The organism is Nitrococcus sp. (assembly GCF_059432795.1).
In genome coordinates this window covers 1-13144 of sequence record NZ_JBXWZQ010000055.1, presented here as the reverse complement: position 1 = coordinate 13144, position 13144 = coordinate 1, and the positions used below count along the sequence as shown (strand labels likewise).

13 protein-coding genes and 1 other RNA gene are annotated in these 13144 nt (G+C 60.2%); 5 read left to right on the top strand and 9 right to left on the bottom strand.

What is annotated here, in order from left to right; genetic code table 11:
• On the top strand, window positions 1-970 hold a 970-nt coding region (locus tag AC52Q4_RS04745; protein ID WP_495535658.1), incomplete at its 5' end, for a PepSY-associated TM helix domain-containing protein.
• Window positions 936-1271, top strand: coding sequence for a DUF3325 domain-containing protein (locus AC52Q4_RS04740; RefSeq protein ID WP_495535657.1), 336 nt, complete (start codon window positions 936-938; stop codon window positions 1269-1271). The genes AC52Q4_RS04745 and AC52Q4_RS04740, both read left to right, overlap by 35 nt.
• A 520-nt stretch (window positions 1272-1791) precedes the next feature.
• On the opposite strand, the gene AC52Q4_RS04735 is transcribed toward AC52Q4_RS04740, so the two are convergent.
• The 3 genes from AC52Q4_RS04735 to AC52Q4_RS04725 form a co-directional block, all read right to left on the bottom strand.
• Window positions 1792-2910, bottom strand: a complete 1119-nt coding sequence (locus tag AC52Q4_RS04735; protein WP_495535656.1) for a tyrosine-type recombinase/integrase — start codon at window positions 2908-2910, stop codon at window positions 1792-1794.
• Between the two features lie 11 nt (window positions 2911-2921).
• The gene (gene xisR, locus AC52Q4_RS04730; RefSeq protein ID WP_495535655.1) at window positions 2922-3098 is read right to left on the bottom strand and encodes an excisionase family protein; all 177 of its coding nucleotides are present in this window, start codon (window positions 3096-3098) and stop codon (window positions 2922-2924) included.
• A gap of 98 nt (window positions 3099-3196) precedes the next feature.
• The gene (locus tag AC52Q4_RS04725) at window positions 3197-3388 is read right to left on the bottom strand and encodes a hypothetical protein (protein WP_495535654.1); all 192 of its coding nucleotides are present in this window, start codon (window positions 3386-3388) and stop codon (window positions 3197-3199) included.
• Window positions 3389-3634: 246 nt separating this feature from the next.
• On the opposite strand from AC52Q4_RS04725, the gene AC52Q4_RS04720 reads away from it, so the two are divergent.
• A complete protein-coding gene (locus tag AC52Q4_RS04720) occupies window positions 3635-5410 on the top strand; it encodes an AIPR family protein (RefSeq protein WP_495535653.1) in 1776 nt (591 codons plus the stop codon).
• 192 nt (window positions 5411-5602) lie between these two features.
• On the opposite strand, the gene AC52Q4_RS04715 is transcribed toward AC52Q4_RS04720, so the two are convergent.
• The 5 genes from AC52Q4_RS04715 to AC52Q4_RS04695 form a co-directional block, all read right to left on the bottom strand.
• Window positions 5603-5848: a hypothetical protein gene (locus tag AC52Q4_RS04715; protein WP_495535652.1), complete on the bottom strand. Its 246-nt coding sequence runs from the start codon at window positions 5846-5848 to the stop codon at window positions 5603-5605.
• On the bottom strand, window positions 5845-6873 hold the full coding sequence (locus AC52Q4_RS04710) for a phage/plasmid replication protein, II/X family (protein ID WP_495535651.1): 1029 nt from the start codon (window positions 6871-6873) through the stop codon (window positions 5845-5847). The genes AC52Q4_RS04715 and AC52Q4_RS04710 overlap by 4 nt, the downstream gene beginning before the upstream one ends.
• Before the next feature lie 169 nt (window positions 6874-7042).
• Window positions 7043-7399, bottom strand: a transfer-messenger RNA (tmRNA) gene (gene ssrA, locus AC52Q4_RS04705).
• Window positions 7400-7585: 186 nt separating this feature from the next.
• Window positions 7586-9184, bottom strand: coding sequence for an alpha,alpha-trehalose-phosphate synthase (UDP-forming) (locus AC52Q4_RS04700; RefSeq protein WP_495535650.1), 1599 nt, complete (start codon window positions 9182-9184; stop codon window positions 7586-7588).
• A gap of 151 nt (window positions 9185-9335) precedes the next feature.
• On the bottom strand, window positions 9336-9584 hold the full coding sequence (locus AC52Q4_RS04695) for a hypothetical protein (protein ID WP_495535649.1): 249 nt from the start codon (window positions 9582-9584) through the stop codon (window positions 9336-9338).
• 121 nt (window positions 9585-9705) lie between these two features.
• On the opposite strand from AC52Q4_RS04695, the gene otsB reads away from it, so the two are divergent.
• Window positions 9706-11034, top strand: a complete 1329-nt coding sequence (gene otsB / locus AC52Q4_RS04690; RefSeq protein WP_495535648.1) for a trehalose-phosphatase — start codon at window positions 9706-9708, stop codon at window positions 11032-11034.
• Window positions 11035-11047: 13 nt separating this feature from the next.
• Here the strand turns inward: otsB and smpB are convergent, their stop codons facing one another.
• Entirely contained in the window at window positions 11048-11530 is a 483-nt protein-coding gene (gene smpB / locus AC52Q4_RS04685; protein WP_495535647.1) for an SsrA-binding protein SmpB, read from the bottom strand.
• A gap of 116 nt (window positions 11531-11646) precedes the next feature.
• On the opposite strand from smpB, the gene AC52Q4_RS04680 reads away from it, so the two are divergent.
• A complete protein-coding gene (locus AC52Q4_RS04680) occupies window positions 11647-13044 on the top strand; it encodes a sodium-dependent transporter (protein ID WP_495535646.1) in 1398 nt (465 codons plus the stop codon).
• Window positions 13045-13144: the final 100 nt, after the last annotated feature.

The following is a 13144-nucleotide window of genomic DNA, read 5'->3' as shown; positions in this document are numbered from 1 at the left end:
TTTCGTGATGACGCTGTCCGGGCTCATCATCTTCTTCTCGATCTACTTCCCGGCCGTGATCGACACGGTTTACCAGGGCGATCGCGCGGCGTTTTTCCAGGACGCCTACGGCAGGTACGAGAGACAGGCCGCGGGCACGGCGGGCGCGGTGGCGTTCCTGGACCGCGTAGTGGCTCGCGCGACAAACCACTGGGGCGAGCCACCGTATTTGCTGCGCGTGTACCACCCGGGCGACGCCAACGCCTACGTGCAGGTCCGCCGCACGCGCGAGACCGGCGTGTCGCTCAACAACGACGTGCTTTACTTCGACGCTGCCAGCGGCGAGCTGTTGAAAAGCCACACCGCATCGCCCGCCGTGCAAGTGCAGCGCTTTATCGCGGGTATCCACTTCATCCAGTTCGACCACTGGCCGCTGCGCTGGCTGTACTTCGTGCTGGGGCTTTCCGGGTGCGTGATGATCGCCACCGGCTACATCTACTGGCTGGCGACGCGGCGCAAGCGTCACGCGAAACAGGGTCTCCCGGGCGTGCGCATCGTCGAGGGGCTGACGGTCGGCTCCGTCACCGGCATCGTCATCGCCACGCTGGCGTTCTTCGTGGTCAACCGTCTGCTGCCGCTCGGCGCGACCTTCGCCGGTTACGACCGCGCCGCGCTTGAGGTCTGGGTCTTCTACCTCGTCTGGCTCGCGACCTTCGCCCATGCCTGGCTGCGCCCGCCCCGGGTCTGGCGCGAGCAGTGCTGGTTGATTGCCGCGCTGGCTCTGATGGCCCCGGTGTTGAACGGGATCACCACCGGCGACCACCTTGCGAAGACCCTCGCTGACGGGTATTGGCCGGTCGCCGGCATGGACCTCGTGCTGCTCGCCGGTGCCGGTATCGCCGTCGCGGCCTCACGCAGGCTTGCGCGCGGCCGGGGTGAGGCCCGGGAGGAAGCGGGTGCGCCGGCCACCGCGGCGCGGTCGCGAGGCTGAGGCGTTGCTGCTGGGGATCTTTGCGAGCGCCTGTCTCGGTTTCGCGCTGCTGGCGCTGAGCCAGCAGCGGCACTGGTGGCGAGTCGCGGCGACGGATCCGCCGCACAACGGCAATCGGATCCGGCGGCTGACGGGCGCGGTGCTGCTGGTTATCTCGCTGGTGCTGGCGCTGCTGCGCGACGGGCCGAGCTTCGGGGCGCTGTTGTGGGTGAACGCTATCAGCGTGGCGGCCTTGGCTGTGACCTTCACGCTCGGCTGGCGGCCGCGGTGGCTTCGGCCGCTGGCCATACGGTGCCGGTAGGGAATGACGGTGTTTCCGGAACACCCCCGCTTACGCTCGGTTCCCCCGGCACGAAAGACTGATAATGACCATCATTCGCTTTAGTCTCTGGCGCGGCGTCCCGGGTCGTCAACTTACCGCCAGTGGCGGTGCGCCAGTGAGTCTTGTCGGGGCCAAGCGCCTGCGTTGACACCCGAATTACCAACCACATGCGCTCGACACGGCCCTGCGCATCGGGCTCGATGCGATGACGTGGCCGCGGCTCTATTTTGCACGAGACCTGTTGCGTGAGGATTGCGTTATTGGTGTGTCTTGTAATTACAAAGAGGCACACAATCTGCGGTGCCGAATGAACGAGGTGTTTGAAGAAGAGGACCGCCGAGCCAGGGAAAGATGCCCCGCTCCAAGCGGCCGATGATCGGGTCGCCGTGATTGGCCGACCAGCTGCGGGGCTTGGCCGTTATTAGACGGTAAGGCGAACAAAAAGCCCGCAAATAAGCGGGCGGCGGCGGGAATCGAACCTGGGTCGAATGCAATAGGATCAAGGATTTGCTGCTGCATCGTGTCCGCCCCGTGCCCAAATTGCGGCTATCCTCTCGCTAAATGTGACATCCGCTTCTGGCAACCAGCGCCCATAGACCTTCCGGATCATCGCCCAGTCGCGATGCCCCATCTGCTGCGCCACCCACATCGGGGGCATCCCCATCGACAGCATGGTGGAGGCGAAGGTATGGCGGGTTGTGTAAGGTGTCCGGTACCGAACCCCTGCAGCTCTCAGTGCGGGACGCCACGCGGTCTTCCGGAGCGGCCCATCATGAGTCCACGGCCGGTCCGTCTTCGGATTCAGAAAGATCGGTCCACCTTGTGTCTTCGAATACGGCTCCTGCGCCACCAGGGCATCGCAAGCGGGTGGAAGCAATTGCAGTTGGCGAATGCCCGCGTCTGTTTTGGTTCTTGGCTTCTCCTCTACTCTGGTTCGCGTTCGCCGGATATAAGCCACCTTCTTTTCTAAATCCACATCCTGCCAGTGGAGTGCAATCAGCTCAGAAGTCCGCACACCGGTCCAAAATGCAAACTGAAATATGTTCTTTACCTGCCCATCGCACACTCTGAGGATGGCCTCGACCTCTGTCGGGCCAAATGGATCCGGCTCAGGTGTGCGCCGTGGCAGATGCGGAATTCGCCTCAATGGATCTTTGTCAATCAATTCGTCTTCGTATGCATCGGCAAAGATCGCGCGAAGAGGTATCAGAAGGTTGTTGATTCGTTGATTGCTTATCGCCAGTGAGTCACGCCACTCCCGCACGTGTCGGCCCGAGAGATCCGTTAAACGGAGAGCTCCAAACGCTGGTAATAAATGATGATAGACCGCGCTCCTGTAATCCCGCCATGTGGACATTTCGCAGACGCGTTTCTTGGTATCAAGCCACCTCTTGAGCTCTTCCCCAACAAGTATTTCTGAGCCTAACCGAAGAAACTTTGCCTTTGGGTGATCTGGAAAATGCGACGCAAGGTGGAAACGGCCCGCAGCTATTTCATGTTGTATCGCGGCGAGCTTGTTTTCTGCGGTCTTCCAATGTGACTGACGGCTCGCAGACAAACCCTTTATAGTTGCGCGTATACGTTCTCCCCGGTAATAGAAATCCAGGGCCAGACTCAACCCCCGTTGTACTACCGACCCTTGCCTTCCACCCACGCTTCAATCGCCCTGATGTTGAAATGCACGCGGCCTTGGCGCTTGATGAAGTGGATCCCCTCCCGCCAGATCCCGCGCTTGATCTTAGCCCGGACTGCGTTGGCGCTATATCCGGTGTCAGCGCAAAATTTGTTGATCAACACGTATTTCATGACGACTCCTCGGGAGGGGTGTACAGCTACCCCCTTCGCCAGCACTATGTCCGGAGAGCGACGGGGTTGTCAATACCCCTTCATGGTCTCCCGGGGGCTCAGTCGTCCTGGATGTCCGGCGTACGGACCCCGGCCGCTCCGCCCTTGACAGCCTTCCAGAAATTCCCGAGCCGATCGGCGGCCCTGAGCGCCACCGACCTATGTGCCAGCGGCCCACGTTCCGGAAACTCCTCCCGGATATTCACGCCAAGAATGCCTTCATATTTAGCGATCGTCTTCTTGTCGTGCACTAAGTACATAACACGCCAGCCAAACTGTGGTCCGAGTACGTACATCCCTACGGCCTACTCCAACTCCGTGAGCTGCCCGCGGAACTCGGCTGCCGCCCTGCTGATTACGGCTAGACGTTGCTCGGTGGTCACCGTTATGGTCTCCAGTAGTATGCGGTCGTGTGCAGCTTGCATGGATCAGGGGGTACTGAGCAACCCTCTCGACCGAGAACATGCTCGCCCCGACTTTCTGAGGCAGAGGGACTTATGGCCGGCGACAACCCCTTGTTAACCTTGTTCAAAGAGCAGTTGGAGAACGAATCGCGGAGTATTGCTGATCAGAATTCCCTTCAAAAAAGGGGGCATTATTTGCTCTGGTGGTACTTTACACGGATCAAAGACCTTAGCGGCGCGGAAATCGAAGAGATAACCTGCGACGGAAGTGGAGATCTTGGGCTTGACGCAATCCGCATAGACGACGAGCAGCTAGTTCATTTCTACCAATTCAAAAACCCAGAAAATCCGACGAGGGCGTTTTCTGAGGCCGACGTCGACACCGTCATAGGTGGTCTCAATTTGATAATGAGTCGCCGGCACGAAGATATCGCTAATGCAGAACTAAAAGCGCGGATCGATGAAATCTATCAGGTCGTGCCAACTGGATACCGACTTCATCTTGTCACCAGCGGCAGCGGCATTTCTGACGCGTCATCCAGGAAACTCCAAAACTTCGTGGATCAGCTTCGGGGGCCATCCGAAGAATTTTTCCAATGGTACTTGGAGGATTTGGCGGCTCTCCAAGATCGTTTCTATCGGAAGAATTTACCTACCGTTGAGGAAGCGATCCACTTTACGGTGCCAACCCAGGCGCCTTATCAAGTGCGGTCCGCCGATCATGCATGTTACCTATTTCATACCAGCGGTCGCCGCATCGCGGAGCTGTACGAGCAACATGGCGAACTTTTGCTGCAGCAAAATATCCGGGTATACGAAGGCGATAGGGCAACCAACGCTAGCATTAGGAATACCTGCACGACGCTCGACGCCGCGAATTTTCTACACTACAACAATGGCATTACCTTGCTTTGTGAGACTGCTGCGTGGGACCAGTTTCAGAACACCCTTACGCTAAATCACGCACAGGTCGTCAACGGCGGGCAGACTGCACGGGTTGTGGCGCAAGCAATGGCCAACGGAACCTTGCATGAAGATACGATGGTGCCCGTCCGCGTGATTACATCACAAGGAGATAAGGAGTTCGGCAATAATGTGGCGGTCAATTTGAATAACCAAAACCGTATTCAAGAGAGCTTTTTGCGTTCCAACCATCCACGGGTAGTCCAGTTGGCGCACGCTCTTGCCAGTAACGGCTGGTACCTTGAGCGCAGATCGAGAGAAGTCGACCAGTTGTCAACTGAGGAAAAAACCCGTGTTGAGCAACAAATTGGCGGTACGCTTGAAGGTCGTGTAATAAAAATCAAGGATTCTGCGCAAGCATACGTCGCAACCCATTACAGGTTTCCGGAGTTAGCGAAAAAGAACGTTAAGCAGATTTTCCGCAGCAATAGTGACGGTGGGTATTTCGAGCGGATTTTTAGCGACGATCTTACAGCTGAACGGTTAGTTGAGGCGCAAAAAATAAAGTGGCGGGTCGACGATTTTGTGAAGCGCTTTATGACTCGTAAGCGGCGGAAAGACCGAGTGGAAGACTGGAGGGCCGATTATGCGGAACTATTGGGCTACGAGTTCGTTGGCCGATATTACCAAGTAATCGATCAGGTCGTGCCGCAAAGTGCTTTGTTTCTTTCGGCACTTGCATTCGAATTAGTCGTTAGGATACGCGAGCGAAGCGTTGACCAATTCATTGGAGAATTGGTTGGGGATGGCGACGCGCTCCTTATCCGGTTGCTCTCGGACACCATGGCATATGCGGACGCCAACCCGCAGATTGCGGACAAGAGTTGGCCCACTCTTCTTAAGAGCCAAAATTTTTTCCAGTACGTGGCCGCGTATCTTCGTGGCCGGGAGGCAAGGGAGCCGTAGTCCCAGACTGGGACTAGTGTGCAGTATTACAGAACACTGCACACCCCCGCCCGGCACATCAGGCGCGGTGCTCTCTCAAGGCTAGGAGTAGCGGGGTGGCGTGGTGCCTTCTATCAAGTTTGCCGGTCGGAGGCGGCGCATACTGCGCCTGCCTCCGATCCGGCTTCCGTCTAAGAGAATCTGTGAGCGAGGCTAGTCAGCCGGTTGGGGGTTGCCGTCAGCGGTGAGCTGCATCCGGAAGGTGCCGCGTTCGGTATCGCAGCGGATGCAGTCGCCCTCGATTTGCAGATACCCCAACTGAAGCATCATGACGGCCGTCTCAAGGAGGATTCCGCTCATTTGGCGCGGATTCGGTGCAGCGCGTAACCACTGAAAGCTCTCCTCGGATACCTCGGCCCGGACCATCCGCGATCCGGTGCGGAAGTGGGATTTGCTCATCGCGCTCTCCGATTGCGTGCCCTCGGCTCAAAGTAAAGTTCGGTTCCTTTCGCCCAGGGCGGGATATCCGGCACGTATCGCGCTGTGAGATACGTCACCAGTGGAATAACCTCGGCCCGCTTGGGCTGCGGTGTTGTTATATCGATTCCCCGCTTTAATAGCTCCGCGCGGTAGCGGTAGAACGTTTGCTTTGGGTAGATCTGGCGGAGATCCTCTCCTTGCTGCCACAGTTTGTACACGGCGATTAGCCGGGGAGGGAGGTTACTAATCTCATCGCTCGATAGTCGCGCTTTCTCGCTCAACTTCATCATCCCAACTCTATCCGCTAACAGTGCTGTCCCCGTCTCTGGGTTTTCCCAATTCTCTGCTTTAGCCAATCCTCTCCGCTTTAGCTCCATGCTCAATACACGTACTTCGGCTCGAAGCAGTCTCTCCGCATATTGTTTCAATCGGTCCCGATTGGGAAGCGAGTCCGGCAGGTGGTGTTTTTGGAGTTCCCGCCATTTGTTGTAGACCTTAAGGCTTAGCCGTCGAGACCGTTGGCCAAGGTATATCGTTTCCCCGCTGTACGCCGACGCGGCTTGGTGCTTACCCCGCACGGCCGGTGCGGCCGCACGGAGCCAAGCGGCTACCTCCCCTTGGCTGCCGAGCTGGAAAGACTCCGCTACGTCCACACGGCGCAGGGTATAGATACCACGCCGCCATGCCAGCCGATCCGAGAAAGCTGGACGGAGTTCGAGTTGGCGGCTTAGGCGTGTAAAAAACTCGTAACCTATCCCCAGCAGGTCGTTGCTACCAAAGATATTGTGGCCTTGAAGGAATTTCGATGGGTTGCCGTCAATTATCAGGTGTTCCTCATCCAGGGAGGTCACGTGAATCTTGGCAGAGTGCGAGCCTTCGACGGCTCTCCGACGTGCGGTTTGCCACTCAACTGCTCCTGTCTCTGGGTCGAAGGCCACGATCATTCCACCTGAGATAGCCCTCGAGTGCTGGCAGGGGATAATGGCCTTTAGCCAGTCGATCACGGGCCGCACCCCTGGCGACGGAGACGCGGCCGACTTGTGACCAGGATGTGACCAACCAAGGCCCAATTAGGCCCATGGGAGACAATGAGGGGCTGAAACGCAAACGGCCGAAAACCCTTATATAGCTTGGGTTCCGGCCGTCTGGATTGGTCTGGAGTGGACCTGTATTTGGTGGAGGCGGCGGGAATCGAACCCGCGTCCGCAGGACCTCCGCCCCAGGGTCTACATGCTTAGCCCCATCTTTGTTTTTAACCGACCGCTTCCCGACGGGCAGGGAAATCGGCCGGCGAGCCCGTTAAGGTTTCGCCTCAAGGATCCGGGCGGTCCCCGAAGCTATCCTGTGTAATATGCCCGCTGAGAGGAGACCACAGGCAATCACCCATCAGCGGCTCGCGGTTATTTAGGCCGCGAGGGCGTAGTTGTCGTCGTTGGCAACTATCTTTTTTGCCGCATGTTTTACGAGGTAAGCGACATCCTCGGCATGCACCTGAAGTTTCGCGACCTACGTCGAAACCAAGTCGCCCCCTTCATCAAGCTAAGAAAGTTTAACAGAAAAAAAGTTCCACGAGGGTGGTGGTTTTCTTGCTGAGGAGATTGCGCGGCGTTGCGCTGGCCCCTTGCAGAACACGTGGCCACGGATGCAACGCGCTGTGCGGCTGGATTCTCAACCCCAAGGCCGCTGGCGCGCTGCCGAAGGCGATTGGCGATTCGGCTAGCTCAGCGCGGCCGGTATGGAGTGCCTCGTCTCTCGCTGCACGCCTGCCGGCAGGCGTGAGGACTCGCTGGCGGCTGCCGTTAGAAACGCGTCGGCCCATCGATAGACGTCGTTGTTGCGGACCGTCAGGCGCAGTTGCCGCATACGCTCCATGCGCTCCTCGTTGGGCATCATGAAGGCTTGATAGATGGCCTCCGCGGTGCCGGCCAGATCGTGCGGATTGATGAGCAGTGCCGCGCCTTGCAACTCGGCCGCGGCGCCGGCGAATTCGCTCAGGATGAGCACGCCGTTCTCTTCGATCTGAGAGGCGCAATACTCTTTCGCGACCAGGTTCATGCCGTCTTTGAGTGGCGTGATGAGGGCGATATCCGCCAGACGGTAGTTGGCGAGCAGTTCCTCCCGGGACAGGCTGTGATACATGTAATGGATCGGTACCCAGCCAGGCTCGGTGAATCGTCCGTTGATCTCGCTGACGAGCTGTTCCACGTTGCGGCGCAGCAGGGCGTAATCACCGATGGTCTCGCGACTGGGCACCAGATGCTGCACCAAGGTGATCTTGCCGCGCAGCTCCGTGTGGCGCTCGAGCGCGAGCCGAAAGGCGCGCAGCCGATGAAGAATCCCTTTCGTATAATCGAGCCGATCCACCCCCAGAATCATCTGCCGCCCCTGGAGGTCATTTCTAAGCGCAGCCACGCGGCGATGCACACGCTTCGCTGCTGCATCCGCGGCCATTTGCGAATAGTCGATGCTGATCGGCAACGCGGCGATGCGCGTGTGACGTCGCGCCTTGCCGTTCGGGGTGCGCACCAGGAAGTGGGCGCGTATCGGCTGCGCACCGTCCGCCTCGACGGTGAAGCGCTCGCCCAAGGCCTCTGCGCACTGCAGGAAATTGCGCCGATCCTGATCCGTCTGAAATGCGATGAGGTCGAAACCGAGCAGGCCGTTGATGATCTGCTGACGCCATGGCAGCTTGCGGAACAGGTCGAGGGACGGAAAGGGGATGTGCAGGAAAAATCCCCGGCGGTTCGAGAGCTGAAGACGGCTCATTTCGCCGCCAAGCAGCATCAGGTGATAGTCATGAACCCAGATGAAATCGTCGGGGCCGGCTTCTGCTGCCAGCACTTCGGCGAACTTGCGATTCACCCGGCGGTAGGCACGCCAATGGTCCGGGTCGAAGTTGCACAGCCCCGGCATGTCGTGAAACAGCGGCCAGATGATTTCGTTGGAGAAGCCCTGGTAGAAGCCGTCGACTTCCCGGTTGCTCAGGGACACCGCGCGCATGGGTAAACTGTCTTTGGCCGCAAGGCGCTCGCAAGCGTCGGCAAGCTCGGCATCACCGACGCCCGCCGCGCCCGACCAACCCACCCATAGGCCGCCGCGTTCCTGCAATACGGGTCGAAGTGCCGCGACTAAGCCACCGGCGGCCGGTTTGGCCTCCCAGCCCCACGCTTTGGAACGATTGAGCGTGATTGGGAGTCGATTGGAGACAACTACAATGCGCTGCTGGGATGAGCTCGCGAGGGCTTCGTGGCGGGATGTGGGTTGGACGGTTCGTTCAGGCAGTCGCTTCTCGGTGTATCCATTGTGAGTGCCCATGGGCACACCTCATGCTCGTGAATCGAATGATATTCAATATGACAAGCAAAAAGCCGCAATTACTGACCTCGCCGGCAGGGCCGCGTCTCGGTCCGATAGCGTGCGCGGTATTCGCGGTATTCGTTGGCAGCGAGGGCCGGCGGCATGTCACTCAATGGCACTGATACTTTACGGCGAAGCCCGCGCTCAGCAGCGCGGAATCGAGAGCCGTTTGAGCGGTTCGTATCTCGCGCAAGGCCTCGTCGATCGCCTGGATGAACGGCATGATCAGCCCCGAACCCTCGCTGGAGCATAATTCGTGTGAGCAGAAATGGTCGGCGACCTGCTGAAGCCGATGCTCCGTTGCCAACAAATACTGCCGTGCCTGCTCGACATTATCCGTGGTCAACGAGTCCATCATTTAGGATATGCTCCAACGTGAATTACTACCCGCTCAGTTCGAACCGGCGCAGTAATCATTCGTTGCTCTTAATACTAGACCTATATAGTCGCTGCTGCTCGCCAGAGCCGACAGGTGTTGAATGGCTACCAACAAACGCCCAGAGAACGATCCGCCTCTTCTTTCGCGCGCAAAGCTCGATGCCGTGCTCTTCGGCCTGGAGAGTGTTGTGTCGGCGGCGCCGTCCGGGGAGAGTGAGGCCCACGTGGTCGTGCCGGGCATCGCACAGCTCGTCCGGGCACTGCGCGGCCGGGGCTATCGCACCGCCGTGGTGACCACGCGCGGGGAGGGCGGAGCCATCCTGCGCCGTGTCGACCTGGAATCGCTGTTCGATGCGTGCGTGGATGGCAACGTCACGGATGAGCTGGGCGAGCGCGAGATGACGGCGGCGGATGCGTTTTCCTATGCCGCGAGCCTCGTGCAAGTGCCGCCGCGGCGCTGTGCCGTGATCGCCGATGGCTCGGCCAGTGCCGGTGCGGCGCAGGCCGGTGAGTTCGGTCTGATTTTGGCCGTGCGCGGTGCGCACGCCTCAGAGCACAGCGGCGGGGACGGCGCCGCGGATCACGTGCTCGCTGATCTCGGCGAAGTGAGCGTGGCGGAGCTGGATTGCCGACCGCGCCGGGCAGCCGAGCTGCCTTCCGGGCTGGCGGCGCTGCCACAGCTTCTGCGCATCTATAAGGACGGCCTGCTGCTGTTACTCGACTACGACGGCACGCTCACTCCGATCGTGGAGCGCCCGGAGCTGGCGGTCCTCGCGCCCGAGACGCGGGCGATTCTGGGCGAGCTGGTTGCGGTCATGCCCGTTGCCGTCGTGAGCGGTCGTGGGCTGGCGGTCTTGCAAGATCTGGTGAATGTTCCGGGGCTCGTGTACGTGGGTGATCACGGCTTCGATATGAGCGGCCTCGAGAGCGAGGGGCATTCGCTCGAGGCCGTCCAGGATTTCCTGCCGATGCTGGACGCGGTGGAGCGGCGCCTTCGCACGAGCCTGGGCGATATCGCCGGTGTGCTCTTCGAGCGCAAACGCTTTTCGCTTGCCGTGCATTTCCGCTTGGTCGCCGAGGCCGATCTCGACTTCGTGCAGGCGCGGGTGCATGAGGTGCTCGCCGAGCACCCGCGGCTCAAGGTGCTGCCGGGCAAGAAGGTTATCGAAATTCAACCCGGCCTCGACTGGGACAAGGGCAAGGCCGTCGAGTGGCTGTTGCCACGCATGGATGCCAGCGGGCGGCGGCATCCGATCTACATCGGTGACGATCGAACCGACGAGAACGCATTTCGCATCGTTTGCCGGCGCGGTACCGGCATTCTGGTGCGGGACGACGACCACCCCACCACCGCGCACTACGCGCTCGAGGACCCGGGGGAGGTGCAGCAGTTCCTGCAGCAGCTCGCTCGGTCGCTGGAGAACGCCTAAGTGGCGGAGGGCTCTAGACGCGGTGCTTGAGCAAGCGCTGCTTCGTGCGCTGCCAGTCCTGCTCCTTTTGGGAGGCGCGCTTGTCGAATTTCTTTTTGCCCTTGGCGAGGGCAATATCGAGCTTGGCGCGACCGCGCTTCCAGTGCATGTTGAGCGGCACCAGCGTGTAGCCGCGCTGCTCGGTTGCGCCGATCAACCGGCTGAGCTCACGATCGTGCAGCAGTAGCTTGCGGGTGCGTACGGGATCGGGCTGGATGTGAGTGGACGCCGTCGGCAGCGGGGAGATGTTGCAGCCGATCAGCCAAGCCTCGCCATTCTTGATGATGACGTAGCTCTCCTGCAAACTTCCCCGACCCGCGCGCAGGGCTTTCACCTCCCACCCTTGCAGCGCGAGGCCTGCCTCAAAGGTATCCTCGAGGTGGTAGTCGTGCCGGGCCCGACGATTCGCGCTGATGGTGGAGCCGCCGGCCTTGCTTTTGGAGTTCTGTTTGGTCACGTGCGCTATTCTAGCCGCGCTGCGCCCTGCAGTGCCAATGGGATGTGAGCGCTTCGCCGCGTTCGGGAGTTCGTCCGCGCATGCTTCGATCGCTGGCCCGGCAGTGGCCTTTGCATATGAGATCGTCGTCACGCCACGGCCAGTGGTCGTCTTCCTCTATCTTCGTCCTCGCGGTGATGGGCTCGGCTCTGGGGTTGGGCAACATCTGGAAATTTCCCTATCTGGTGGGCCAGTACGGCGGCAGCGCTTTCATTTTGACCTATCTTTTCTGCGTGGCCGTCATCGCATTGCCGCTCATGGTGGCCGAACTCATGCTCGGGCGGCGCGGTCGCGCTACGCCCATTTGCGGCTTGCAGCGAATCGCGCGTGAAGAGGGCATAAGCGGCGGCTGGTCGGTGATCGGCTGGCTCGGCACCGTCACCGGCGTGCTCGCGCTATCGGCTTACAGCATTGTCGGCGGCTGGAGCATGGCTTATGTGTTTCGTTCCGCCGCGGGGGCATTCGACGGGCTCGATGCGGTGGCGGCCGCGCGGCTGTTCCAGGAGCTTACGGATGATCCCGAGCGCTTGCTGGCCTGGCATACACTGTTCATGGCAGTGACGGTGCTGGTGGTCGGCCGGGGGCTGCGTCACGGCATCGAAGAGGCGGTGCGTTGGTTCCTGCCGGTTCTGGTAACGATTCTCGGGCTTTTGGTGTTTTACGCTTACGGCCAACCGAGCTTCGAGCGCGCCGTCGCCTTCCTGCTGCGCCCGGATTTCGCTCGGCTGGATGCTTATGCGCTGCTTGCCGCACTCGGCCATGCCTTTTTCTCGCTCAGCCTTGGGCTGGGCGCGCTGATGATTTACGGCGCCTATGCGCCGCAAGGGGCATCCCTGCTGGTGATCGCCCCCGGGGTGGTGATTGCCGATACGCTGATCGGGCTGCTGGCGGGCCTGGCAATCTTTCCGGTAGTCTTCGAGGCGGGGCTGAGCCTCTCGGCGGGTCCGGGACTGATTTTCCAGACACTGCCACTTGCCTTCGCCAGCGCGCCGAACGGCCATTTGGCGGCGACGATGTTTTTTATCATGCTGGTATTGGCCGCCTGGACCTCGGCCATCTCGATGCTCGAACCGGCGGTAACCTACCTCATGGATCGCTGGCGGCTCGAGCGGCCGCTCGCGGCGAGCCTGAGCGGTGTCGTGGTGTGGGCGCTCGGGCTGCTGTCGCTGCTCTCGTTCAATCGCTGGTCGCATTTGCACCCGTTGGGCGGTTGGCTCGGCTTCGGGCGGGGCACCATTTTCGATGTGCTGAACTTTTGCGTTACCGCGCTGCTGCTGCCGCTGACCGGTTTGCTGACCGCGGTGCTGGTCGGCTGGCGCTTGTCCGCGGACTCCAGCCGCATCGAGCTGGGTGGCGGTTGGGGCTACCGTTTGTGGCGCTTCCTGATACGCTTCGCCACACCCCTGGCCGTGATTTTGCTGTTCCTCCAGGCCGCGGGGCTGGTGGACTTACTGTTGGATTGGGGCGTGCTATGACACTGGTTTCGCGATCGGCGCTGGTGCCGTATTCACCCGAGGTGATGTTCCGGCTGGTGGAAGATGTCAATGCCTATCATCAGTTTCTTCCTTGGTGCAA